The organism is Kitasatospora sp. NPDC048194, from assembly GCF_043202455.1.
Lineage (GTDB): Bacteria > Actinomycetota > Actinomycetes > Streptomycetales > Streptomycetaceae > Kitasatospora.
This window is the reverse complement of the sequence record NZ_JBIDAK010000013.1, coordinates 81,295-105,158: the sequence shown is the minus strand read 5'-3', so window position 1 is coordinate 105,158 and position 23,864 is coordinate 81,295. Positions and strand designations below refer to the sequence as shown.

Below are 23,864 nucleotides of genomic sequence, written 5' to 3'. Positions count from 1 at the left end.
CTCTACGAGCGTGCCACGGCAGGATCTTCGCTGCGGGTCGTCGGGGCGGTGCGGGTACGCAGAGGTACGGCCTTGCGGCCCACACAGCCACGGGCGCACACGTCAATCAACACGCGCGTCACGTCCGTCTGGCAGGTTATCCCCGTGGGACGGGCCTGTTCCGCCCGGGGCCTGTCCGGCTTGGGTGAGAACCGTCACAGATCAGCCCGGACGCCCGGTCCGCCGATCGGGCGGGTTCACCCGCCCGGGTGAGGCCGTCACACCCCCCGTTCCGCCCCCTTGACCAGGTGCCACGGGAGCGGGCGCTTCTCGATCGCCGCCGCCATGATCTCGGGGAAGACGTCCGGGGTGCAGGCGAAGGCCGGGGCGCCGAGGGCGGCCAGCGCGGCCGCGTGGGCGTGGTCGTACGACGGTGCGCCCTCGTCGGACAGCGCGAGCAGGGCGATGAACTGGACGCCGGCCGCCTTCATCGCGGCGACCCGCTTGAGCATGCCGTCCCGAATGCCGCCCTCGTAGAGGTCGCTGATCAGCACCACGACGGTCTCGGACGGCCGGGTGATCCTCGACTGGCAGTAGGCGAGCGCGCGGTTGATGTCCGTGCCGCCGCCGAGCTGGGTGGCGAACAGGACGTCGACCGGGTCGGTGAGCTGCTCGGTGAGGTCGACCACCGAGGTGTCGAAGACGACCAGCCGGGTGTCCAGGGTGCGCATCGAGGAGAGCACCGCGCCGAACACCGCCGAGTGCACCACCGACGGCGCCATCGAGCCGGACTGGTCGACGCAGAGGATGACCTCCTTCTTCACCGCGCGCTGGGCGCGGGCGTAGCCGACCAGCCGCTCGGGGACGACGGTGCCGTGCTCCGGCAGGTAGTTCTTCAGGTTGGCCCGGATCGTCCGGTCCCAGTCGATGTCCCGCTGACGCGGCCGGTTCACCTTCGCGCTGCGGTCGAGGGCGCCGCCCAGGGTGGCCCTGGTCCGGTCGGCGAGCCGGCGCTCCAGGTCGGCGACCACCTTGCCGACCACGGCGCGGGCGGTCTCCCGGGTGGTCTCGGGCAGCGCGTGCTTGAGCGAGAGCAGGGTGCCGACCAGGTGCACGTCCGGTTCGACGGCCTCCAGCATCTCCGGCTCCAGCAGCAGCCGGTCCAGGCCGAGCCGGCTGATCGCGTCCTGCTGCATCAGCTGGACGACGGTCGACGGGAAGTACTCGCGGATGTCGCCCAGCCAGCGGGCCACCTGCGGGGCCGAGCCGCCGAGGCCGGCGCTGCGGCGACCGCCGCGCGGGGCCCGGCCGCCCTCCTCGGGAGCGCTCCGGTAGAGCGCGGCCAGGGCGCCGTCCATCGCGGCGTCGCGGCCGCGCAGGGTGCAGCCGGTGCCGTCGGCCTCGCCGCCGAGCACCAGGCGCCAGCGGCGCAGCCGTTCGTCGGTCGTGGGCGCTGCCATCTCGGCCTCCTGCTTCAGCGGTAACGCGGTGGTCGGGTGTTGCGGTGGGTGGTGCGGGTGGGCGGCGCGGCCGCCGGGTGCTGCGGTGGCGGGGTGGTGCGGTGGCCGGGTGGTGCGGTGGCCGGGTGGTGCGGGTGAGCGGTGCGGCCGGCATCAGGTGCCACCGGCGTCAGGTGTCGCGGCCGGTGGTCTGCCGGGGGATCCTCGGGCGGACGCCGAGCAGCAGGGCCACCACGGGGACGGCCGCTTCCGCGCGGTCCCGGTCCAGTTCGCCGGCCGTCCCGGACGCCGCCGGGGGCGCGCCCAGCGGGCCGGCCGCGACCCGGCCGCCGATGGTGGTGCGCACGCCCGCCTCGAGGCCGGCGAAGGTGCGGCGCAGCAGCGGCAGGACGTCGGTGAAGACCTCGCCGCTCACCCCCGTCAGCCACTCGTCCAGCAGGGCGAGCAGCCGGGGGTCGTGCAGCAGCAGGGCGCCGCCGCCGGTGAGGAAGCCCTCGACCCAGCCGGCCGCGTCGGCCGGGGCGCTGGCGACGGACAGCACCAGCCGCAGTCGGCGGCCGGCCTGCTCCGAGTCGAGCCGGCCGTCGTCCAGCAGCAGCCGGACGGCCCGGCCGCGCAGCAGACCGGGGGCGCCGGTGGCCGGTCCGCCGGACGGCTCGCGGGCGGCCAGCGAGCGCAGGGCGGCGGCCCAGCGGTCGGCCAGGCCGGCCGGGCCGACGCGGTCCGGTGCCCCCTCGGCGGCCCCCGGGCCGCCCGGCGTCCCCGGACCGGCCGCGTCCGCCGCCGGGTCGGCGGTCCCGCCCCCGGCGGAGGCCAGCAGGCCGATCGCGCCGTGCACCTCGTCGATCCGCACGCGCATCGCCGCCGCGCTCTCCGCGTCCAGGCCGACGCAGGCGGGTGGCAGTCCGACGCAGACCCGCTCGGCCAGGCCCGCCGCCGCCTCGGCGAGCGCGCCGTGGTCGGTGCCGCGCACGTCGCCGTAGCGCAGCGCGCGGACCAGCGCGGGCAGCGCGCCGGCCAGGTGGGCGACGTCGGTGTCCAGGGCCGCGCAGTCGGTGAGCACCCGCATCACGGCGGGCAGCGCGTCGGACAGCCCGGCCAGCAGGCAGGTCTCCACCAGCCCGGTCAGCTCGGCGAGTTCGCCGGCGGCGCGGGCGGTGCCGACCGCCTTGTGGCCGGCGGCCTCCTCGACCGTGGTGCCCCACTGGGCGGCCTCGGCGATCCGGACCGAGAACTCGGGCTGCCAGCACAGCCGCCAGCTCTCCCGGAAGGTGCCGGTGGAGGCCACCGAGGAGCGGGCGGGCACGCCCCACTCGATGCCGAGCAGCCGCAGCCGGTGCAGCAGCCGGGACCGGGCGGCGTCGGTGTCCTTGCGCAGGTCCAGGTCGAGGTCCCGCGGCGCGGCCGCGGGCTTGAGGCGCAGCGAGCGCTGCAGCCGGGCGAGGTCGCGCTGCAGCGGCACCGTCGGTGCGGCGTCGGGGACCTCGCCGAGTTCGTCGCCGACCACCAGGCGGTCCCGGACGAGCTCCAGGGCGACCTCCGAGCCCTCGCAGAGCACCGCGCGGACGGCGTCCAGGGTCTCGGTCAGCCCGGCGAGCGGACGGCCGCGCAGCACCGCGAGGGTCTCGGCGAGCCGGACCGCCTCGATGACGTGCGCGGAGGAGACCGGGTGGTCCTCGGCGCGCAGCAGCTCGGCGGCCCGGGTGAGCCAGCGCGGCACCGGGTCGCCGGTGGTGGTGAACAGGTGGTGGTACCAGCCGGGCGACTGGACGCCCGCGCCGTAGCCGGTGGACTGGGAGAGCCGGCGGTGCGTCCACGGGATCCAGGTGATGTCCGCCCGTACCTTCTTCGGCAGCTCGGCGAGCAGCGCCCGGTCGTGGGCGACGGTGGGCATCGCCGCCAGCGCGGGGACGTGGAAGGCCCCGCAGACCACGGCGATCCGGCGGTGGCCGGCCCGGCGGGCGGCGCGGATCCGCTGGCGCATGTGCGCCTCGCGCAGCCGGTCCCGGCGGGACTCGCCGAGCCCCTCGGCGCGCAGCGCGCCCATCGCCTCGGCGACGGCGGCGAACGGCGCCAGCACGTCCTCTCCCGGGGCGCGATGCTCGATGACGTCCTCCCACCAGCGCTCCGGGTCGTCGTACCCGGCGGCTTCGGCGAGCAGGGCCAGCGGGTCGGCGGCCGGTCCGCCGGCGCCGTCGGTGCCGCCGGTGCCGTCGGCGTCGGCGGTGCCGTCGGCACCGGTGAGCGGCTCGAAGCCGTAGCCGGCGGGCAGGTCGATGAAGTGGACCGGCAGGCCGTGCTCGACGCCGTGGCGGATCGCCACCCACTCGGGGGAGAACTCGGCGTACGGCCAGAAGGCGGCCCGCGCCGGGTCGTCCACGGCGTGGGCGAGCAGGGCGACCGGCGGGACGAGGTCCTTCCCGGCGGCGAGGTGGACGATGTCGTCGGCCTCCGGCGGTCCTTCGATCAGCACCGCGTCCGGCTGCCACTGCGTCAGCGCGGCGGCCACCGCCCGGGCCGAGCCCGGTCCGTGGTGCCGGATGCCCAGCAGGGCGACCTCGGTCATGCCGTCACCTCGCGGGCGGCGCGGTAGAAGTCCTTCCAGCCGTCGCGCTCGCGCACCACCCCTTCGACGTACTCGCGCCACACCGCCCGGTCGGCGACCGGGTCGCGGACGACGGCGCCGACGACGCCGTCCGTCACGTCTCCGGCGCGCAGCACGCCGTCGCCGAAGTGGGCGGCCAGGGCCAGGCCGTTGGTGACCACCGAGATCGCCTCGGCGGTGGAGAGGGTGCTGCTCGGGGTCTTCACCTTCGTCCGGCCGTCCACCGTGACCCCGGCCCGCAGCTCGCGGAAGACGGTGACCACCCGCCGGATCTCCTCGGCGCCGCCGGGCAGTTCGGGCAGCTCGAGCGAGCGGCCGAGCTGGTTGACCCGGCGGGTGACGATGTCGACCTCCTCCTCCAGCGAGCCGGGCAGCGGCAGCACCACGGTGTTGAAGCGGCGGCGCAGCGCGCTGGACAGCTCGTTGACGCCGCGGTCCCGGTCGTTGGCGGTGGCGATCACGTTGAAGCCGCGCACGGCCTGGGTCTCGGTGCCCAGTTCCGGTACCGGAAGGGTCTTCTCGGACAGGATGGTGATCAGGCTGTCCTGCACGTCGGCGGGGATGCGGGTCAGCTCCTCGACCCGGGCGATCCTGCCGTCGGCCATCGCCCGCATCAGCGGCGAGGGCACCAGGGCGTCCCGGCTGGGGCCGTGGGTGAGCAGCTGGGCGTAGTTCCAGCCGTACCGGACGGCCTCCTCGGGGGTGCCGGCGGTGCCCTGCACCAGCAGGGTGGAGTCGCCGCTGATCGCCGCGGCCAGGTGCTCGGACACCCAGGTCTTGGCGGTGCCGGGCACACCGAGCAGCAGCAGCGCGCGGTCCGTCGCCAGGGTGGTGACGGCGACCTCCACCACCCGGCGCGGGCCGATGTACTTGGGGGTGATCGCGGTGCCGTCGGGCAGCTCGCCGCCGAGCAGGTAGGTCGCCACGGCCCACGGGGAGAGCTTCCAGCGCTCGGGGCGCGGCCGGTCGTCCTGCGCGGCCAGTGCGGCCAGTTCGCCGGCGAAGGCGTCCTCGGCGTGTTGCCGCAGAACGTCGGTCATGAGGGCTCCTTCGGGTCGGCGCCGGGCACACGGGTGGCCCGGCGACGGGGTGATCGGGGGGAGCCAGGTCGGCGTCCCGGCCTGTGGGAACCACCCTGCAACGTGCCACTGACAACGCCCGGGCGGTGGCCGGCGGAGCGCGGAGGCGACGGCCGGCGGAGCGCGGAGGGGCGGCCGGCGGACGGCCGGTGGGGTGTCGGCCCGCGCACCGGACGGTCAGTCAGCCGCTGTCAGTGCCGCCGCCTACCGTCGGTCGCATGGAGGAACGCTGGAGCACCGAACACGTCCTGTCCCTGGCACCTGACGCCCCGTCGCGGAAGGCCGCAGGCAAGCTCTCGTCGCCCGCGCCGTGGTCCGGGACGGGCACCGACGGCGCCGCACTGTGGGGCGAGTGCCAGGGCAGCGGCCGGACGCCGTACCGCACGGTGGTCGAACTCGCCACGCCCGCCTACCAGTGCAGCTGCCCCAGCCGGAAGTTCCCGTGCAAGCACGCGCTCGGGCTCCTCCTGCTGTGGAGCAGCGCCGCCGAGGCCGTACCGGTCGGCGAGCCCGCCGGGTGGGCGGCCGAATGGCTCGCCGCCCGGCAGGAGCGCGCCGCGAAGCGCGCGGCGCCTCCGGCGGCCCCGGCGGACCCGGAGGCCGCGCGCCGCCGGGCCGAACGGCGCGGCGCCCGGGTCGCGGCCGGCGCGGCCGAGCTGCGGCTGCGCCTGGCCGACCGGGTCCGGCACGGCCTGGCCGACCAGTCCACCGCCGGGCCCTGGGAGGAGGTCGCCGCCCGGATGGTCGACGCCCAGGCCCCCGGACTCGCCACCCGCGTGCGCGAGTTGGACGACCTGCCGGAGGAACGGATGTTGGAGGAGTACGCCATGCTGCACCTGCTCGCGACCGCCGCCACCCGGGTCGACGAACTGCCGTCCGAGCTGGCCGCCACCGTCCGCGCCCGGGTCGGCTACACCCTGGACGCCGCCGAGGTGCTGGCCGGGCCCACCGTCCGGGACCGCTGGCAGGTGCTCGGCAGTCGGGACACGGCCGACGAGCGGCTCACCACCCGCCGGGTGTGGCTGCGCGGCGCCAAGACCGGCCGGCACGCCCTGGTGCTCGCCTTCGGCCGCCCCGGCCAGGCCCCCGACGTCGCCCTGCCCACCGGCCACCTGCTGGAGGCCGAGCTGGCCTACCACCCCGGCGCCCGCCCGCTGCGCGCCGCACTCGGCACCCGCTACGGCGCCCCCGAACCCGGCCCGGCCGCCGCACCGGCCGGGCTCACCGTCGCCGAGGCGGTGGCCGGGTACGGCACCGCGGTGGCCGACGACCCGTGGCTGGACAGCTGGCCGACCGTCCTCGCCGGAGTCGTCCCGGTCCGCACCCCGGACGGCTGGTGCCTGACCGACGGCCACCACACCGTCGCGGTCCGCACCTCGGCCGTCCCGGAGGCGGCGCTGTGGCGGCTGGCCGCGGTCTCCACCGGCCGCCCGCTGACCGTCTTCGGCGAGTACGGCCACCAGGGCTTCGCCCCGGTCACGGCCTGGCCCGCCGACCACCGCCCGGTCGGCCTCACCAACCCGTAGGAGGACGACGGAACATGACGACCATCCAGGACCCGTGGGAGACCTTGCGGACCAGCGCCCTGCTCGGCACCGACCGCCGGCCCGTCCCGGCCACCGCCCTGCCGTTCGCGGAGGCCGTGGACCCGGACGACCCGGCCACCGCGCTGCTGGAGCTGGCCGCGCTGGCCACCGTCCGCCGCCGGGCCGGGGCACTGCCCGTACCGGCCGTCGAACCGCCCGGCCCGCCCGCGCCCCCGGACACCCGCCCCGAACTGCCCGAGGCCGCCGCCCACCGGCTGGCCGTGCTGCTCGCCGGACGCTCCGGCAGCGGCGGCACCCTGGCCAACCTGCTGCCGCAATGGCTCACCGCCGCCCGCGCCCAGGGACTCCGGCCGCCCGCCGCGCTGATACCCGGTCTGCTCGACGCCGCCCGCGCACGCAGTGAACTGCGCCCCGACGCCGTCGCGTTGGCCGGTCCGCTGGGCCGCTGGCTGGCCGAGCAGAACCCCGACTGGCGGTTCGTGCTGCGCACCGCCCCGCCCGAGCCGACCCGGCAGCCGGAGGGGGCCGGCGACCACCGGATCTGGCACGAGGGCCTGTTCGCCGAGCGGGTCACCCACCTCACCCTGCTGCGCCGCAGCGACCCGGCCGCCGGGCTGGAGCTGCTGCGGAGCACCTGGTCCACCGAGCGCGCCGAGGACCGGGTGCTCTTCCTGGACGCCCTGCAGGACGGCCTCTCCCCCGCCGACGAACCGTTCCTGGAGGCCGCGCTCTCCGACCGCAGCAAGAACGTCCGGACCACCGCCGCCGAGCTGCTCTCCACCCTGCCCGGGTCCGCGCTGGCGCACCGGATGGCCGAGCGGGCGCTGGCCGCCGTCCGCCTGGCGGAGGGCGGCACCCATCTGGTGGTCACCCCGCCCGCCGAGTGCGACGAGCGGATGCAGCGCGACGGGATCGCGCCGACCTCGCCCACCGGGCGCGGCGAACGGGCCTGGTGGTTCGGCGAGGTGGTGGCCGCCGCCCCGCTCGCGACCTGGGCGCGGAGCACCGGCCTGAGGCCCGAGCAGTTGCTCGCGCTGCGGGTCGGCGACAGCGTGGACGAGACCAGCAGCAGCTGGGCCGACGACCTGCGCGAGGCCTGGGCCCGCGCCGCCGTCCGCCAGCAGGACGCCGAGTGGGCCCGCGCGCTGCTCGGGCCCGCGCCCGCACCGCCGGCGGCCCGCGGCACCGGGCGGGCCAGGGCCCAGCGGGTCACCGGGGCGCCGGCCAAGCTGCTGGCCGTCCTCCCGCCGGAGGAGCGGGCCGCCTGGACGGCCGCCTTCATCGAGGTGCACGGCCTGGGCGAGGCCTTCCAACTGCTCGGCGCCTGCGCCACCCCGTGGACACCGCCGCTGTCCCTCGCGGTGGTGACGGCGCTGGCCCGCGCCGCCGCCTCCGGCGCGTACCCGTGGAGCCACAGCGGGGTGCTCGGGATGACGGAACGCGCGCTCGCCCCCGAGACGGCCGACGCGGTGGAGGAGCTGGCCGCCGGGGCCGCGCCCGACACCGCCTGGTCGGAGACCTTCGCCCAACTGGCCTGGACGCTGCGCTTCCGGGCGGCGATGCTGGGCGAGCTGACGGCCCGACCGGCGCGGTGAACGGCCGAGCGGGCCGGTCCGCACAGGTGACCGGCCCGCTCGCCGCGCCCGAGCTCAGCCGCCCGCCGCGCGGGACGTCAGCCGGCGGCGCGCAGGTTGGCCTCGACCCAGGCCACCACGTCCCGGGTGGGCGTGCCCGGGGTGAAGATGTCGGCGACGCCCATCGCCTTGAGCTCGGCGATGTCCTCGTCCGGGATGATGCCGCCGCAGAAGACCTTGATGTCCTCCGCGTCGCGCTCCTTCAGCAGTTCCAGCACCCGCGCGCACAGCGTCATGTGGGCGCCGGAGAGGATCGACAGCCCGATGCCGTCCGCGTCCTCCTGGATCGCGGTGTCGACCACCTGCTCGGGCGTCTGGTGCAGCCCGGTGTAGATGACCTCCATGCCGGCGTCGCGCAGGGCGCGTGCGATGACCTTGGCGCCACGGTCGTGACCGTCCAGTCCCGGCTTGGCGACCACCACACGGATCGGCCCCGACACACTCATCACTGCCTCCTGGACCTCGTCGTCCACTTTCCGACCGGACCTAGTGGGCCCACGGGCGCGGTTGACGCGGTTAACGCTCGATAACCAACCAACCTGAGGGGAGATTAGCGCCACCCGGCCCGGTTGGCCGCGCCGCCTCCCAAGAGGAGGGCAAAGTCACAGCTTCAGGACTTGCTACCCGCGGGTAGAGCGGTCTCGGGCGCGCCGCGGCCCCGGGTGCCCCGGGCGACCCCTTGACAACCGGAGGTTTTTCCGGGGCGTCGGCCTTGGGACTACAGTCACGGCTGTTCACCCCGCGCCCGACGACGTGCCCGAGGCCCACCGAGGAGGCAGCCCCTGATGGCTCCCGAAGCAGCCGCCCGCCCGACCCGTGCGGAGCTGCGCCTCGCCGCCCGCGAGCAGTCCCGCGCCCAGCGCCGCGGCGCCGCCAAGGCGGCCACCCGGGCCGCACTGTTCCGGGTCGCGGTCCCCTCGGTCGCCGCGCTCGGGGTCGCCGGGGCCGCGGCCGTCACGGTGGTGCAGGAGCAGGCCGACCGGGTGTCCCCGCAGGCGGCGGCAGCCGACGCCCCGGACGCCGCGGCCGCCCGGCAGACGGCCCGGCAGGCCGTGGACGCCACCGACCAGACCCAGGCCTCGCGCGGCGACGCCCGTCAACCGCTGGCCGGCACCCAGCCGGTCGACGCCCCGGCGGCCGGCGCCCCGACGGCCCAGCCGACCCCGGAACCGGCCAAGCCCAAGGTGGTCATGCCCGTCGCCCAGCACGGCCTCGGCGAGTTGTTCGGCGCGGCCGGCACCCACTGGGCCCGGCGGCACACCGGCATCGACTTCCCGGTGGACGGCGGCTCCGAGGTCTACGCCGTCACCGACGGCACCATCCGCACCCAGTGGAACCCGTTCTACGGCTACATGTCGATCCTGAAGACGAGCGACGGCACCGAGGCCTGGTACTGCCACCTGCGCGCCTACAAGGTGCGCAAGGGCCCGGTGAAGCAGGGCGACGTGATCGCCTTCGTCGGCAGCAGCGGCAACAGCACCGGACCGCACCTGCACTTCGAGGTGCGGCCGCAGGGCGGCGGGCCGGTCGACCCGCTGCCCTGGTTCCTCGCGAACGGGCTCGACCCCCGCTAGGACATACCCGCTAGAGCTTCTCCACCGGGGCGTAGCGCAGCAGCAGCTGCTTGCGCCCCTCCGAGCCGAAGTCGACCGTGGCCTGCGCCCGGTCACCGACGCCGGTGACGCCCACCACCGTGCCCAGGCCGAAGGTGTCGTGGGTGACCCTGTCCCCGACCGCGAGCGAGACGACCTCGCGCTCGACGACCTTGCCGCCGCGCCGCGCCGACTGGCCCCAGCCCGCCTTCGGCGAGGCGGCCGCCGAGGAGGACCCGGCGGAGCGCGACCCGCCCGAGGAGGACTTGCCCCAGGACGAGCCCGAGGAGAAGCCGCGGCCGGCCGGCGCCTGCGCGGCGCCCGTCCGCTTCCACTCGACCAGCGTGTCCGGGATCTCCTCCAGGAACCGCGAGGCCGGGTTGTAGGCCGGCTGCCCCCACGCGCTGCGCAGCACCGAGCGGGTCAGGTAGAGCCGCTCCCGCGCCCGGGTGAGCCCCACGTAGGCGAGCCGGCGTTCCTCCTCCAGCTCCTTGACCTGGTTGAGCGCCCGCATGTGCGGGAAGATCCCGTCCTCCATGCCGGTCAGGAAGACGACGGGGAACTCGAGGCCCTTGGCGGTGTGCAGGGTCATCATCGTGATGACGCCCTGCCCCTCCTCGTCCTCGTCGGGGATCTGGTCCGAGTCGGCGACCAGCGCGACCCGCTCCAGGAAGTCGGCCAGCGAGCCGACCGGCGGCGCGCCCTCCTCCCCGGCGTCCGGTCGCTCGCCCGGGTCCTGCTCGTACTCCAGGGCGACGGAGGCGAGTTCCTGCAGGTTCTCCACCCGGGTCTCGTCCTGGGGGTCGGTGGAGGCCTGGAGCTCGGCCAGGTAGCCGGTCTCCTCCAGGACGGCCTCCAGCACCGCCGCCGGGCCCGCGCCCGACTCGACGACCTGGCGCAGCCCGGCCATCAGGGTGTTGAACTTCTTGACCGCGTTGGCCGAGCGCGCGGCCATCCCGTACGCCTCGTCCACCCGGACCAGCGCCTGGGCGAAGGAGATCCGCTCCCGCGCGGCCAGCGCGTCGATCATCGCCTCGGCCCGCTCGCCGATGCCGCGCTTGGGCACGTTGAGGATCCGGCGCAGCGGCACGGTGTCCTCCGGGTTGGAGAGCACCCGCAGGTACGCCAGGACGTCCCGGACCTCCTTGCGCTCGTAGAAGCGCACCCCGCCGACCACCTTGTACGGCAGGCCGACCCGGATGAACACCTCCTCGAACACCCGGGACTGGGCGTTGGTGCGGTAGAAGATCGCGACGTCGCCGGGCTTGGCCTCGCCCTTGTCGGTGAGCCGGTCGATCTCGTCGGCGATGAACTGGGCCTCGCCGTGCTCGTCGTCGGCGACGTAGCCGATCACCTTCTCGCCGTGGTCCCCGGCCGTCCAGAGCTTCTTCTCGCGCCGGTTGGCGTTGCGCTCGATGACGGCGTTGGCGGCGCTCAGGATGGTCTGGGTGGAGCGGTAGTTCTGCTCCAGCAGGATCGTGGTCGCGTTCGGGTAGTCCTCCTCGAACTGGAGGATGTTGCGGATGGTCGCGCCGCGGAAGGCGTAGATCGACTGGTCCGCGTCGCCGACCACGCACAGCTCGGCCGGGGGCACCTCGGCGAGCCGGCCGGCGGCGGGGTTCACGAGGTCGCCGTCGGCGGTGCGCTTGGGCGCGGCCGCGACGGACCCTCCGCTCAGCTCCCGCACCAGCATGTACTGGGCGTGGTTGGTGTCCTGGTACTCGTCGACCAGGATGTGCCGGAAGCGGCGGCGGTAGTGCTCGGCGACGTCGGGGAAGGCCTGCAGCAGGTTCACCGTCGTCATGATGATGTCGTCGAAGTCCAGCGCGTTCGCCTCGCGCAGCCGCCGCTGGTACAGCGCGTACGCCTCGGCGAGCTTCTTCTCCATCGGGTTGGCGGCCTGGTCGGCGAAGGTCTCCTCGTCGATCAGCTCGTTCTTCAGGTTACTGATCTTCGCCATGAAGGCCTTCGGCGGGAACTGCTTCGGGTCCAGGTCGAGGTCGCGGCAGACCAGCGACATCAGCCGCTGCGAGTCGGCCGAGTCGTAGATCGAGAAGCTGGAGGTGAAGCCCAGCTGCTTGGACTCGCGGCGCAGGATCCGCACGCAGGCGCTGTGGAACGTGGACACCCACATCGCCCGGGCGCGCGGGCCGACCAGCGCCTCGACGCGCTCGCGCATCTCGCCGGCCGCCTTGTTGGTGAAGGTGATCGCCAGGATCTCCCCCGGCTGCACCCCGCGCGCGCCCAGCAGGTACGCGATCCGGTGGGTCAGCACCCGGGTCTTGCCGGAGCCGGCGCCGGCCACGATCAGCAGCGGCGAGCCCGCGTGCAGCACCGCCTCGCGCTGCGGGTCGTTCATCCCCTCGAGCAGCTGCGCCGGGTCCACCACCGTCCGGGCGGCTCCGTTGCGGTACCAGGCGTCCCGCTCGGCCTCGGCGGCGCCGCCCGGCTCCTTGAAGGCGGTGGACCGGAACAGCCCCTCCGGGATGGCCTCCTCGTACGCGTCGTACGGCGCGTCGTCCTCGTACGGCGGGGGCTCCTCGTCGAGCGGGGCGGCGGGCTGCTTCGACCCGGCGGCGGGTGCCTCGAAACCGGGGAGCGGGAGGTCGTCAAAGAGGCTACTCATGGCACTGACGAGTCTATGGCCACCCGCGGACAAGCCCGCCCGGTCCGTGGAAACCGGCCGGACGGGCTCGCCCCGGTGCCCGCGGCGGGCTCAGACCAGGCGCCGCGCGGTGGCCCAGCGGGTGAGCTCGTGGCGGTTGCTGAGCTGGAGCTTGCGCAGGACGGCGGAGACGTGGCTCTCGACGGTCTTCACCGAGATGAAGAGCTGCTTGGCGATCTCCTTGTAGGCGTAGCCGCGGGCGATCAGCCGCAGCACCTCGCGCTCGCGCTGGGTGAGGCGGTCGAGGTCCTCGTCCACCGGCGGGGTGTCGGTGGCGGCGAAGGCGTCCAGGACGAAGCCGGCCAGCCGGGGCGAGAAGACGGCGTCGCCGTCGGCGATCCGGAAGATCGCGTCGACCAGGTCGGTGCCGGTGATCGTCTTGGTGACGTAGCCGCGCGCCCCGCCCCGGATGACGCCGATGACGTCCTCGGCCGCGTCCGAGACGGACAGCGCCAGGAACTTCACCCCGCCCTGCTCGCCCATCAGTCCGGCCGAGCGGCGCAGCACCTCGACGCCGCCGCCGCCGGGCAGGTGCACGTCGAGCAGCACCACGTCCGGCCTGGTCTCGGCGACCACCCGGACCGCCGAGTCGACGTCGTCGGCCTCGCCGACCACGTCGATGCCGGTCGCCTCGGTACGGCCGATCTCGGCCCTGACCCCCGTCCGGAACATCCGGTGGTCGTCCACCAGGACGACCCTGGCCGTGCGCCCCCCGCCTTCGGTCGGGGGGACCCCGGCCGGCGCTGCCTCAGTCATTCGTTCTCTCCATCTCCAGCTCGACCTCGGTGCCGCCGCCCGCCGCCGGCCGCACCCGGGCGGTGCCGCCGTTGCGCTTCATCCGGCCGATGATCGACTCCCGTACGCCCATCCGGTCCTCGGGCACCGTGTCGGGGTCGAAGCCGGGGCCGTGGTCGCGCACGAACACCGACACCGTCCTCCCCTCCACCTCGGCGTAGACCTGGACCGGTCCCCCGCCACCGTACTTGGCCGCGTTGACGGTCGCCTCCCTCGCGGCCTGCATCTGTGCCGCGATCCGCTCGTCCATCGGGCAGTCGCCGACGATGACCAGCTCGACCGGGACGCCGTGCCGGTCCTCGACCTCGGCGACGGCGGCGCGCAGGGTCTCCGCCATGGTGTCCGGCGCGGCCTCGGCGGCGGCCTCCGGCCGGTACAGCCACAGCCGCAGCTCGCGCTCCTGGGAGCGGGCCAGCCGCAGCACCTCCTTGGGGTCCTCGGCCCGACGCTGGATCAGGGTCAGGGTGTGCAGCACCGAGTCGTGGATGTGCGCGGCGATCTCGGCCCGCTCCTGGGCGCGGATGCGGGCGGTGCGCTCGGCACCGAGGTCCTGCCACAGCCGCAGGCCGTACGGGCCGAGCAGGACCAGCACCCCGGCGAGCACCGCGAGCGAGGCCTCGATCACCGAGCCGAGCGTGGAGCCGCTGCCCTGCATGGCCAGCAGCGCGATGGTGCCGGCCATCGCGAGCAGCACGCCGGCGCCGACGCGGGTGTAGGCGCCGCGGCGCTTCTCGCCCTCCTCGATGCCGAACCAGCGCTGCCAGCGCGAGTCGTCGGCCTGCCGCCAGACCAGCGCGACGCCGACCCCGATCGCCAGCAGCGGCCAGGTGTAGGGCTTGGCGGTCTGCCAGCCGAGCACGTTCAGCAGGGCGATCAGCCCGATCACGACCATGACCAGGGCGGCGAGTTGGCCGAGGCCGCCCTGCCCGCTCCGCGCGGCCGGCCGCAGGGCGGCGGCTCCGGCGCCCGCGGCGGTCACGGTGGTCCCCGCGGTCTCGGTGGTGCCGGCCGTCCCGGTGGTGCCGGCCGTCCCGGTGGTGCCTGCGGTCCCGGGCGCCGCACCGGCCTCGCCGCCGGCGGCGGGGGGAGCCACCGGCTCGCCCTGGAGGGCGTGCTGGAGCAGTTCGCGCAGTCGGCCGACCCAGCCGCGGCCGGGCTTGGACAGCCGGGTGCCCGGCCGGAGCCAGGGCGAGGTCGGGATGTAGACGCCGTTGACGTTCACCCAGTGGGTGCCACCGCGCTGCGAGGGCTCGCCGATGCCGATCGGCACCACGAACCAGAACGCGGCGTACAGCAGCGCGCCGATGCCCTGCGCGAAGAACAGCAGGACGAAGGCGAGCCGGACCCAGCGCACCGGCAGCCCGAGGTGCACCGCCAGACCGTGCGCGACGCCGCCCAGCATCCGCCCCTGCGGGCTGCGGTAGAGCCTGCGGTACGGCGGCCGCCCGCCGTCGGGCACGGTCGGGTCACCGCCGGCCGGCGCAGCTGCGTCGGGGGCGAGGGATCGGGGGTCGGTACCGGGTGCTGCCACGCCACCGATGGTTCCACGCGCGGACGGCCGGGCGCATCAGGGTGTGCCCCTGGCCGGTATCAGGGACAAGTCAGGGTACGGGCAGGGCCGGGCCCGGTTGGGCCGGACCGGCCCCTGCCGGAAGGATGGAGCCCATGACCGAGGACCACCGCATCCAGGAGGCCGGGCCCGCCGCCCCGCCGGAACCGGAACGCCCGCCGCTGACCCGGACCGAGCACCACCGGGTGGTGGCCGGCGTCTGCGGCGGCCTCGGGCGGCACCTGGACATCGACCCGGTGGTCTTCCGGGTGGTCACCGTGGTGCTCTGCCTCTCCGGCGGCCTCGGACTGTTCCTGTACGGCCTGGCCTGGCTGATCGTCCCCACCGAGGGCGCCGCCGACGGCAAGGGCCGGGGGGCGCGGACCGAGCTCCAGCGGGTGCTGACCGGCCGGGTCGACGGCCAGTCCGTGGGGGCGGTGCTGCTGACCGTGATCGGCACCGGGGTGTTCTTCTCCTCGATGGGCGACGGCGACCAGCTGTTCCCGCTGCTGCTCCTCGGCGGCCTGGTCTTCCTGGCGGTGCGCTACGACCCGGACCGCCGCCGCGGCCGGATCCGCGGGCGCCGGCGCGGCGGACCGTACGACCGCCACTTCCCCGGGGCCGAGGACCACACCTGGCCGGGCCCCGGACAGGACGACGCGGCCCGCGCCCGGCACGCCGCCGACCAGGCCGCCGGCACCGTCCCCGCCGACTCCCCCGTCCCCGGCCCGAGCGGCTACCTGTGGGATCCGCGCCACCCCGAGCGCAACCCGTACGGCGCCACCGCCCCGGCCTCCTCGGCCACGCCTGCCTGGGGGACACCCCGGCCGGAGGCCGGAGGGGGCACGAAGCTGCCGCCGCCGGGCAGCCCGGCCCAGGCCTGGTGGCAGCGCGCCGACCTGCCGGAGGGCGATCCGCTGCGCAAGGGCCGCCCGGACGGCCGCCGCGAGCCGGCCGCCGTCCGGCACCCCAAGGAGCACTCGGCGCTCGGCTTCTTCGGCCTCCTGCTGGCGATCGGCGCGGCGACCGCGGTCTGGTCCGCCTCGGTCGGCCACACCGACGTCACCAGGCTGAGCACCGTCGTCCTGGCCACCGGGCTGCTGGTGATCGGCCTGACGCTGCTGCTGGCGGCGAAGTTCGGCAAGGCCCGCAAGCTCGCGGTGCTGGGCCTGCTGGTCACCCTGGCGCTGGCCTTCGTCGGCCGTACGCCGCACGCCGTGCAGGACGCCATCGGCGACCGCTCGTGGACGGTCGCCTCGGCGGCCGACCTGAAGGACCGCTACAACCTGGGCGCCGGCGACATCCGGCTGGACCTGGCCGGGCTCGACCCCGCCGGGGGCTCCCTGGCGACCAGGGTCGACCTCGGCGCCGGCCAGCTGACCGTCACCCTGCCGCCGGACGTCACGGTGAACCTGGTGGCCCGGGTCGGCGTCGGCAGCATCAACGTCCCCGGCGACCACAACAGCGGGACCGGGCGGCACACCTACCTGCTCAGCCCCCCGGTCGGCCACGCCTCCAAGGGCACGCTCGACCTCCAACTCGGCATCGGCATCGGCGACATCAAGGTGGTCCAGCAGTGAGGAAGCACCGGCTCGACCTGTTCTCGCTGATCGCGGGCGCCCTGTTCACCGCGATCGCCGTGCTCTACCTGGTGGCGGCGCTCGACGACCGGACGGTGAACGGGCGGATCGTCGTCCCGGTCGCCTTCATCGTGCTGGGCGTCGGAGGCCTGGCCGGCGCCGTGGCCGCGGTGGCCCGGCGCAACCGGCCCGACCGCGACGGCTGAGCCGTGCTCAGCTCTGCAGCGGGCCCAGGGTCAGCTTGTCGCCGTCCTTGCGGACGGCGTACCTGGGCAGCGGTTTGACCGCCGGCCCGTTGACCACCGCGCCGGTGGCGGCGTCGAACCGGGAGCCGTGGCACGGGCAGTACAGCTGCCCGTTCTTCGGTGCGTCCACCGCGCAGCCGGAGTGGGTGCACACCGAGGAGAAGGCGCAGTACTGGCCGGCCTTGGGCTGCACGATGTAGACGGCGTCCCCGGTGGCCGGGTCCTTGACCTGCGCCGAGCCGCCGACGGGCACGCTCGCCGCGGCCACCGAGGGGGCCGGCGCCGTCGCGGCGGGGGTCGGGGCCGCGGACTGCTTGGGGGCGGCCTGGTCCTTCCGGCCGAAGGTCCGGGTGAGCGAGCCGGCCAGCAGGCCGGCGCCGCCGATCGCGACCGCCGCGATCCCGCCGTCCACCAGCGCCCGGCGCCTGACGTGGTCCTCGGCCAGCCCGCGCGAGCGGTCCCGCCGGGCCCGGCGGGCCAGGTAGCCGTCCACCGACAGGTACGGCGTGCCGGCCAGCAGCAGCGGCGTCCAGGCCATCAGGTAGGCGAGGTCGTTGCCGAGGTAGTACGGCGAGACGCCCCAGCTGACGGTGAGCCAGAGGCTCAGGTTGATCAGCGCGCCGCCGAGCGCCGCGACCCGCCCCCAGAGGCCGAGCAGGGTGCCGAGACCGACCGCCAGCTCGCCGAAGGCGATCGCGAGGGCGGACAGGGTGGGCGCGTCGAGGGCCGGGCCGAGCAGGAAGGAGATCGGGCTGCCGCCGGCCCGGGCCGCCCGGGTCTGGGAGACGAAGGAGGCCGGATCGCCCGCGCCGGCCAGGAAGTGGGCGTCGGAAAGCTTGTCCAGGGCCGCGTAGACGAAGGTGACGCCGAGGAAGAGCCGCAGCGGCAGCAGCGCGTACGTGGACGCGAACGCCCGTCGCTCGGCCGCCCGGTCGGCCCGGTCGGCCCGGCCCGACGCGTCCCCGTCGGTCACCACGGAGTTGCTGGCCTCCGACATCCCTCACACCTTCCTTCACGGCCTGCCACTCCCTGACAGGTCCGGTCCGCATTCTGCCCGCTCCTGCTCGCTTTCGGTGGGAGGTCCCACCCCGGGGGCTGGAGGTCCCCACCCGGGAGCAGGAGCTCCCGCCCCGGAGGAACGAACGGCCGCGCCGCCGCTCCCCTGTACGGGAACGACGGCGCGGCCGTTCAGCACCGGCTCAGCGGTGCGGAGTTCTCACTCCCACTCGATGGTGCCCGGCGGCTTGCTGGTGACGTCGACGACGACGCGGTTCACGTCACGGACCTCGTTGGTGATCCGGGTGGAGATCCGGGCCAGCACGTCGTAGGGCAGGCGCGACCAGTCGGCGGTCATCGCGTCCTCGGACGAGACCGGGCGCAGCACGATCGGGTGGCCGTAGGTGCGGCCGTCACCCTGCACGCCCACGCTGCGGACGTCGGCGAGCAGCACGACCGGGCACTGCCAGATCTCGCGGTCCAGACCGGCCGCGGTCAGCTCCTCGCGGGCGATCGCGTCGGCCTCGCGGAGCAGGTCCAGACGCTCCTTGGTGACCTCGCCGACGATCCGGATGCCCAGACCCGGGCCCGGGAAGGGCTGGCGCTGGACGATCTCCTCCGGCAGGCCCAGCTCCTGGCCGACCATCCGGACCTCGTCCTTGAACAGCTTGCGCAGCGGCTCGACCAGCTGGAACTGGAGGTCCTCGGGCAGGCCGCCGACGTTGTGGTGGGACTTGATGTTGGCGGTGCCGGTGCCGCCGCCGGACTCCACCACGTCCGGGTACAGGGTGCCCTGGACCAGGAAGTCGACCGACTCGCCGTGCTCGCCGGCCTCGGCGACGATCTCGGCCTGGGCCTGCTCGAAGACCCGGATGAACTCCCGACCGATGATCTTGCGCTTCTCCTCGGGGTCGGTGACCCCCTTCAGCGCGTCCAGGAAGCGCTCGGAGGCGTCGACGACCTTCAGCTGGACGCCGGTGGCGGCCACGAAGTCCTTCTCGACCTGCTCGGTCTCGCCCTTGCGCATCAGGCCGTGGTCGACGTAGACGCAGGTCAGCCGATCGCCGATGGCCTTGTTGACCAGGGCCGCGGCGACCGCGGAGTCCACGCCGCCGGACAGGCCGCAGATCGCGCGCTTGTCGCCGACCTGCTCGCGGATCAGGGCGATCTGCTCCTCGACCACGCTGCCGGTGGTCCAGGTCGGGGCGATGCCGGCGCCGCGGTAGAGGAAGTGCTCGAGGACCTGCTGGCCGTGGTCGGAGTGCAGCACCTCGGGGTGGTACTGGACGCCGTACAGGCGGGCCTCGTCGTTCTCGAAGGCCGCGACCGGGACCACGTCGGTGGAGGCGGTGACGGTGAAGCCCTCCGGCGCGGCGGAGCAGGCGTCACCGTGCGACATCCACACCGAGTGCTGCGCGGGAACGCCCTCGAACAGGGTGGAGCCGCTGCGGGAGACGGTCAGCGGGGTGCGGCCGTACTCGCGGGCACCGGTGTTGTCGACGGTGCCGCCGAGGGTCACGGCCATCAGCTGGAAGCCGTAGCACATGCCGAAGACCGGGACACCGGCCTCGAAGATCGCGCGGTCGATCTGCGGCGCGCCCTCTTCGTAGACCGACGACGGGCCGCCGGAGAGGATGATCGCCTTGGGGTTCTTGGCGAGCATCTCGGCGACCGGCATGCTGCTCGGCACGATCTCGCTGTAGACCCGCGCCTCACGCACCCGACGGGCGATGAGCTGGGCGTACTGGGCACCGAAGTCGACCACCAGCACGGGGTCGTTGTCCGGCGCGGACTGGACGGGAATTGCAGAGGACACAGACGGCCTTCCGGCAGCGGTATCGAGGTGTCGCGCTGAACCGCGCCCCGGCAGGGGCTGCGGCGGCGGACGGGTGTGGGGTGTCTGGACTCCGATTCTACCGGGCTGTCCGGTTTCACTCGTCTGCCCGTCCAAAGGACCGTGACCGGTCGGGCCCCCGGTTCGTTGCTTCTGACGACCGCACGGCCGCGCCGCGTCCGCCAGACGCGCCGCTCCGCCCCCGCCGGGGGCACCAGCCGTACGGGCTGCACGACCACGCGTGGAGCTTCACCCCAGTCCACCGGCGCACGAGGCGCCGCCGCCCCGGCCCGGCCGGGGAGCGCGGCTCCGTGGGACCGTGCGCGGGTGCCGCGGCCGGCCAGCAGGGGACAGCGACCCCGGCCGCGACTGGGCCGACAGGTGGGGCGGCCGGCCCCCGGGGACGCCCGGGGCCGGCCGTCGCACCGATGGTTCACTCCGGGCACACCCCGGGCGCACCACCCCTCACCCCTCGCGCGCCGCTACGCGCGTCCCCGTGCGCCGCAACCGCTTCGACCACTACTCACCGTGATCATTCGGAGCGTAGTCCGCCGTAAATGGGCCGTACCGAAGTGTGCCGAACCGGTTGCAGAGCACGCCCTCCGTCCAGCACGATGCTCCGTGTGAACGGTTCTCCCGGCGGCCGGCAGGCACATCGCGGAGACCGGGACCACCGTCTCCGCCGTGGCCCCGCACCGGGGCGACAGCGGTCCTCACTTCACGCTCCGTGAGCGCGGGCCCGGCGCACGCCAGGCGCCGACCCGCCGCCGCACGGAAGTGCGCGCCCCGCCGCGCCGGCCACCCACGCCGGAGCCGCGCGGACGCGACCCCGGACCAACCGACACGACGGCGCTCCTCCCCCGGCGCCGTCACTCCAGCACCGGCGCCGCCCTGACGCCAGTGCTGAGCGACAAAGGGCCCCGTTCCCCCGCGGGGCCCTTTGCCCTTTTCCGCCACCGGCGCCGGACGGTCAGCGGGTCAGGACCGGCTCCTGCTGCTCCCGCTCGGGCCCCTCGCCCTCCGCCCGGGCCGCGGGCACCGCGGCGGCCACGGTCGCGGCCAGGGCCACGGCTTCGGCCCGGCGCGCGTCGAACGCGTTCAGCCGCTTGATCACCTTGCGGCCGAGCTTCTGCATCGGCATCTCGACCAGGGTGTAGAGCAGCTGGCTGGCCACCAGGACGCAGGCCAGGTAGCCGAGGACCCAGACGACCTTCTGGGAGGCGGGGCTGGCCACCGTCGGGTGGGTCAGGAGCGGGCCGTCCACCGCGTACAGCACCGGGACGTGCACCAGGTACATCGAGAAGCTGATGGCACCGAGCCAGGTCAGCGGCCGCGGGAACCGGCGCTTGCGGAACAGCATGGCGACGCCGAAGGTGGCCCAGGCCAGCACGTAGGAGTTGCACCAGGCCATCCAGCCCGAGGTCCAGGTCGCCTCGGCGTTGGCGCCCCGGTTGTACAGCCACCCCACGAGGACGCCGGCGGCGACGACGAACCCGCAGACGAGCCACCCCTGGAGCCGGTCGATCTGGCCGTTCTCCGCCCGGTAGACCACGGTGCCGGCGAACATCGTCGCGAAGACCATGAAGGTCTCGAAGCCGATCGCCCGGCCGTTCTGGAAGGCCAGCACCACGCCGACGACGCCGAGCAGCAGCGCACCGGTGCGGACCAGCTCGGTCCGGCCGGTCATGATGAAGACGAGGGCCGAGCCCACCAGCAGGGCGACCGCCATCACCAGGTGGGTGGTCGCCGCCGGGCCGGTGGACAGCCCGTGCTGGGTGAGGGTGACCCCCAGCAGCAGGGCGCCGGCGGCGAGCCCGACCGCGATCCCGCTGGTCCGGCGGTGCCAGCCGCGCACGAACAGGGCGGTGACCATGAAGTAGAAGACCATCTCGAAGGAGAGGGTCCACATCACCCGCAGCGAGTTCGGCTGGCCGAGCATGTCCTGGAGCATCATGGCGTTCGCCGTCAGCACGGTCGGCACGTGCGGCACGTTGAGGAGCAGCACGGGCATGTGCTCGTCCGGCAGCGTCAGCAGGCAGATCACGATCGTCACGATCAGCGCCGGGTGGATGCGGAAGATCCGGCCGAGCCAGAACGCCCGGACGTCGCCACGCCGCTCCAGCGAGGCCGGGATGATGTAGCCGCTCACCAGGAAGAACGTCATCACGCCGTAGAGGCCGAAGTCGAAGTGGACCCAGACCTCGTTGCCCCAGGGCACCAGCCGCCAGATGTCGAAGTGCTGGAGGACGACCGCGAACGCGGCGATCCCGCGCACGGCGTCGAGCCAGCCGAGCCTGGACTGGGCGGCGCCGGCAGCGGCGCCACGGGAGCGACGGGCCGCGAGCGGGGTGAGGAGTTGTCGGATTCGCATCACTCGCGGGACATTAACGGATCAGGCGATTCGTTGGACATCCCGGACCGGGCGGTGGGGCCGGGTCCGCGGCCCCGCCCACCCGGCCCGGTGGCGTCACGGCTGCTTGCGCCAGACGCTCGGGTCGACCGGCTCCTCGGCCGGCGGGGGCGCGGCGGCGGGGGTCGGCGGCGCCTCGTGCGAGCCGATCACCTCGCTCACCGCGGTCCCGGGGACGCCCGGCACCACGTCCTGCGGAGCGGCCGGCGGCGCCGACGGAGCCGGCGGCGTGACGGGCGGCAGCGCGGGCGGCAGGGCAGGGCCCTGGGACGGGACGGGGCCCTGCGGCGGGACGGCCGGCGGCGGGGCGCCGTACGCCGGACCCGCGGGGTACGGCGCCTGCGGCGGCACGGCGCCGTAGGGCCCCTCCGGCGGCCCGTACGGCGCGGCGCCGGAGGCGGGCTCGGCGACCGGGCCCCGGGCCCCGAGGGCCGACAGCAGCGCGGGCACCACCAGCGCGCCGACCACCGCCCACACCACGGCGGCGACCAGCACGCTCGGGAACGACAGGGCCACGGCGGTCTCCTGCGAGGTGGTCCGGCTGCCCGAACCGCCCCAGCCCTGGACCGCCGGCGTCACGTACGACATCGACGTGGTCATCAGTGCGCCGGACACCGCCGAGAGCAGGGTGAGCACCCCGGCGTACACGGCCGCCAGCCGCAGCCGGTCGGCGGTGTCCAGCCGCCGCCGGTAGGCCGCCCAGCCGAGGAAGCCCGCCGAGGCCAGCGCCAGCAGGCCGGTCCAGCGCCAGTCGGCGCTCTGGTCGTGCAGGTCGAAGAAGGAGAACTCGCTGCTGTCGCCGCCCCGGCCGGGCCAGTCCGACACCTCCCCGCCGAGGTCGCTGCGGCTGCGGAAGGTCGCGCCCGAGCCGATGCCGAGCAGGACCAGGCCGAGGTTCGGCAGGAAGGCCAGTGAGCCCGCCGTCACCGAGCCGTTGCCGCTGTTGACCGCGACCAGCACGAAGCCCGTCACCGAGGCCACGGCGACGGTCAGCGCCAGCGCCCGGCCCGCGGTCAGCGCGGCCACCGCCCAGCCGCGCACGGCCCGGCTCCGCCAGGCGGCCCAGCGCAACGCGTCGGTGCCGTACACGGCGAAGGCCAGCAGCCCGCCCAGGACGGCGGCCCAGCCGACCGCCCACAGCCAGCCGGAGTCCGCGGAGAAGGTCGACTTGCCCAGGTTGGTGGCGCCGGTGCCGTAGTAGTCGGAGTCGAGCCCGCGGCCGCCGGGCTGCCAGCTGGTGCTGCCGAGCAGTCCGAGCAGCAGCGCGGCGACGCCGAGGACCGCGGCGGTGCGCAGGGCCTCGCCGGCCGCCTGGGCGCGGGTCAGCTGGGAGCCGTCGGCCCTGCGCCGGCGCAGCCCGGCCCGCAGACCGAGCCAGAGCGCCAGGCACCACAGGACGGTGACGGTCAGCGGCACCGTCCAGAGGGTGATGGCCATGCCCTCCGAGCGGCTCCTGGAGAGCGGGTTCTGGTAACCGAGCCGGAACGGCGCGCCGAGCGCGTTCAGGGCCAGGGACAGTGCCCCGCAGAAGCGCTCGCCGAAATCGGGCGCGGGGAAGGCGCCGTCGTAGGTGTAGCCGCTGGGGACGGCCACGATCAGCGCCGTCAGCAGCAGGACCAGCGTCGGGGCGACGGCCGCCAGGAAGGCCGGGCGCCAGCCCGGTCCGACGAGCAGCCGCTTGGGCTCCTCGTACGGGACGCCGGCACCCCAGCGGCCCACCGGGGGCGGGCCGCCGGCCGGCGGGTACCCGGCGCCCGGGGCGGGCTGCGGGTGGTCGCCGGGCGGCGGGCCGGGGTGCGGCCCGTACCCGGGCGCCTGGGGTGGTACCGCGGCCGGGGCCTGGGGCGGAGGCGGCGGTACCGCGGCCGGGGCCTGGGCCTGGGGCGACGGCGGA

General features: G+C 75.1%; 16 protein-coding genes and 1 pseudogene. 5 read left to right on the top strand and 12 right to left on the bottom strand.

The window, feature by feature from the left end; translation table 11 throughout:
• Positions 1 to 257 precede the first annotated feature (257 nt).
• The 3 genes from ACGF07_RS18110 to ACGF07_RS18100 form a co-directional block, all read right to left on the bottom strand.
• Positions 258 to 1,439 (bottom strand): VWA domain-containing protein, encoded by a 1,182-nt coding sequence (locus tag ACGF07_RS18110; protein WP_392899779.1) that lies wholly within the window; start codon positions 1,437 to 1,439, stop codon positions 258 to 260.
• A gap of 169 nt (positions 1,440 to 1,608) precedes the next feature.
• Positions 1,609 to 4,005 carry a DUF5682 family protein gene (locus ACGF07_RS18105; RefSeq protein ID WP_392899776.1) on the bottom strand — a complete coding sequence of 799 codons (2,397 nt, stop codon included), beginning with the start codon at positions 4,003 to 4,005 and terminating at the stop codon, positions 1,609 to 1,611.
• Positions 4,002 to 5,084 carry an AAA family ATPase gene (locus tag ACGF07_RS18100; RefSeq protein ID WP_350735833.1) on the bottom strand — a complete coding sequence of 361 codons (1,083 nt, stop codon included), beginning with the start codon at positions 5,082 to 5,084 and terminating at the stop codon, positions 4,002 to 4,004. Before ACGF07_RS18100 ends, ACGF07_RS18105 begins: the two co-directional genes overlap by 4 nt.
• Before the next feature lie 257 nt (positions 5,085 to 5,341).
• Between ACGF07_RS18100 and ACGF07_RS18095 the strand changes: the two genes are divergently transcribed.
• Entirely contained in the window at positions 5,342 to 6,649 is a 1,308-nt protein-coding gene (locus ACGF07_RS18095) for an SWIM zinc finger family protein (RefSeq protein WP_392899773.1), read from the top strand.
• Positions 6,650 to 6,663: 14 nt separating this feature from the next.
• Entirely contained in the window at positions 6,664 to 8,265 is a 1,602-nt protein-coding gene (locus tag ACGF07_RS18090; RefSeq protein WP_392899771.1) for a DUF5691 domain-containing protein, read from the top strand.
• Between the two features lie 77 nt (positions 8,266 to 8,342).
• On the opposite strand, the gene ACGF07_RS18085 is transcribed toward ACGF07_RS18090, so the two are convergent.
• Positions 8,343 to 8,750, bottom strand: coding sequence for a cobalamin B12-binding domain-containing protein (locus tag ACGF07_RS18085; RefSeq protein WP_350503520.1), 408 nt, complete (start codon positions 8,748 to 8,750; stop codon positions 8,343 to 8,345).
• A gap of 339 nt (positions 8,751 to 9,089) precedes the next feature.
• On the opposite strand from ACGF07_RS18085, the gene ACGF07_RS18080 reads away from it, so the two are divergent.
• Positions 9,090 to 9,878 (top strand): M23 family metallopeptidase, encoded by a 789-nt coding sequence (locus ACGF07_RS18080; protein ID WP_392899768.1) that lies wholly within the window; start codon positions 9,090 to 9,092, stop codon positions 9,876 to 9,878.
• 10 nt (positions 9,879 to 9,888) lie between these two features.
• On the opposite strand, the gene pcrA is transcribed toward ACGF07_RS18080, so the two are convergent.
• From pcrA to ACGF07_RS18065, 3 genes are all read right to left on the bottom strand, one after another.
• Positions 9,889 to 12,522 (bottom strand): DNA helicase PcrA, encoded by a 2,634-nt coding sequence (gene pcrA / locus ACGF07_RS18075; RefSeq protein WP_392899765.1) that lies wholly within the window; start codon positions 12,520 to 12,522, stop codon positions 9,889 to 9,891.
• Positions 12,523 to 12,612: 90 nt separating this feature from the next.
• Entirely contained in the window at positions 12,613 to 13,317 is a 705-nt protein-coding gene (locus tag ACGF07_RS18070; RefSeq protein ID WP_350735815.1) for a response regulator transcription factor, read from the bottom strand.
• Positions 13,310 to 14,758: a PspC domain-containing protein gene (locus ACGF07_RS18065; protein WP_392899920.1), complete on the bottom strand. Its 1,449-nt coding sequence runs from the start codon at positions 14,756 to 14,758 to the stop codon at positions 13,310 to 13,312. Before ACGF07_RS18065 ends, ACGF07_RS18070 begins: the two co-directional genes overlap by 8 nt.
• A gap of 263 nt (positions 14,759 to 15,021) precedes the next feature.
• Between ACGF07_RS18065 and ACGF07_RS18060 the strand changes: the two genes are divergently transcribed.
• Together ACGF07_RS18060 and ACGF07_RS18055 are read left to right on the top strand one after the other, a co-directional pair.
• Complete coding sequence (locus ACGF07_RS18060) at positions 15,022 to 16,485, top strand: PspC domain-containing protein (RefSeq protein WP_392899762.1); 1,464 nt, start codon at positions 15,022 to 15,024, stop codon at positions 16,483 to 16,485.
• Positions 16,482 to 16,691, top strand: coding sequence for a hypothetical protein (locus ACGF07_RS18055; protein WP_350735809.1), 210 nt, complete (start codon positions 16,482 to 16,484; stop codon positions 16,689 to 16,691). Before ACGF07_RS18060 ends, ACGF07_RS18055 begins: the two co-directional genes overlap by 4 nt.
• A 7-nt stretch (positions 16,692 to 16,698) precedes the next feature.
• Here ACGF07_RS18055 and ACGF07_RS18050 read toward each other — a convergent pair whose 3' ends face one another.
• The 5 genes and pseudogenes from ACGF07_RS18050 to ACGF07_RS18030 form a co-directional block, all read right to left on the bottom strand.
• Positions 16,699 to 16,983 carry a Rieske (2Fe-2S) protein gene (locus ACGF07_RS18050; RefSeq protein ID WP_350736011.1) on the bottom strand — a complete coding sequence of 95 codons (285 nt, stop codon included), beginning with the start codon at positions 16,981 to 16,983 and terminating at the stop codon, positions 16,699 to 16,701.
• A 207-nt stretch (positions 16,984 to 17,190) separates the two neighbouring features.
• Positions 17,191 to 17,727: pseudogene (locus ACGF07_RS18045) on the bottom strand (DoxX family membrane protein); the annotation flags it as partial.
• Between the two features lie 219 nt (positions 17,728 to 17,946).
• Complete coding sequence (guaA, locus tag ACGF07_RS18040) at positions 17,947 to 19,542, bottom strand: glutamine-hydrolyzing GMP synthase (RefSeq protein WP_392899759.1); 1,596 nt, start codon at positions 19,540 to 19,542, stop codon at positions 17,947 to 17,949.
• Between the two features lie 988 nt (positions 19,543 to 20,530).
• Entirely contained in the window at positions 20,531 to 21,931 is a 1,401-nt protein-coding gene (locus ACGF07_RS18035) for an acyltransferase family protein (RefSeq protein ID WP_392899917.1), read from the bottom strand.
• A gap of 96 nt (positions 21,932 to 22,027) precedes the next feature.
• Positions 22,028 to 23,689 carry a hypothetical protein gene (locus tag ACGF07_RS18030; protein ID WP_392899756.1) on the bottom strand — a complete coding sequence of 554 codons (1,662 nt, stop codon included), beginning with the start codon at positions 23,687 to 23,689 and terminating at the stop codon, positions 22,028 to 22,030.
• Between the last annotated feature and the right edge of the window lie 175 nt (positions 23,690 to 23,864).

Bases quoted from the DNA above. Each gene is read 5' to 3' on its own strand.
- ACGF07_RS18110 (WP_392899779.1), bottom strand. From the start codon at position 1,439: ATGGCAGCGCCCACGACCGACGAACGGCTGCGCCGCTGGCGCCTGGTG.
- ACGF07_RS18105 (WP_392899776.1), bottom strand. From the start codon at position 4,005: ATGACCGAGGTCGCCCTGCTGGGCATCCGGCACCACGGACCGGGCTCG.
- ACGF07_RS18100 (WP_350735833.1), bottom strand. From the start codon at position 5,084: ATGACCGACGTTCTGCGGCAACACGCCGAGGACGCCTTCGCCGGCGAA.
- ACGF07_RS18095 (WP_392899773.1), top strand. From the start codon at position 5,342: ATGGAGGAACGCTGGAGCACCGAACACGTCCTGTCCCTGGCACCTGAC.
- ACGF07_RS18090 (WP_392899771.1), top strand. From the start codon at position 6,664: ATGACGACCATCCAGGACCCGTGGGAGACCTTGCGGACCAGCGCCCTG.
- ACGF07_RS18085 (WP_350503520.1), bottom strand. From the start codon at position 8,750: ATGAGTGTGTCGGGGCCGATCCGTGTGGTGGTCGCCAAGCCGGGACTG.
- ACGF07_RS18080 (WP_392899768.1), top strand. From the start codon at position 9,090: ATGGCTCCCGAAGCAGCCGCCCGCCCGACCCGTGCGGAGCTGCGCCTC.
- pcrA (WP_392899765.1), bottom strand. From the start codon at position 12,522: ATGAGTAGCCTCTTTGACGACCTCCCGCTCCCCGGTTTCGAGGCACCC.
- ACGF07_RS18070 (WP_350735815.1), bottom strand. From the start codon at position 13,317: ATGACTGAGGCAGCGCCGGCCGGGGTCCCCCCGACCGAAGGCGGGGGG.
- ACGF07_RS18065 (WP_392899920.1), bottom strand. From the start codon at position 14,758: ATGCTGGGCGGCGTCGCGCACGGTCTGGCGGTGCACCTCGGGCTGCCG.
- ACGF07_RS18060 (WP_392899762.1), top strand. From the start codon at position 15,022: ATGACCGAGGACCACCGCATCCAGGAGGCCGGGCCCGCCGCCCCGCCG.
- ACGF07_RS18035 (WP_392899917.1), bottom strand. From the start codon at position 21,931: ATGCGAATCCGACAACTCCTCACCCCGCTCGCGGCCCGTCGCTCCCGT.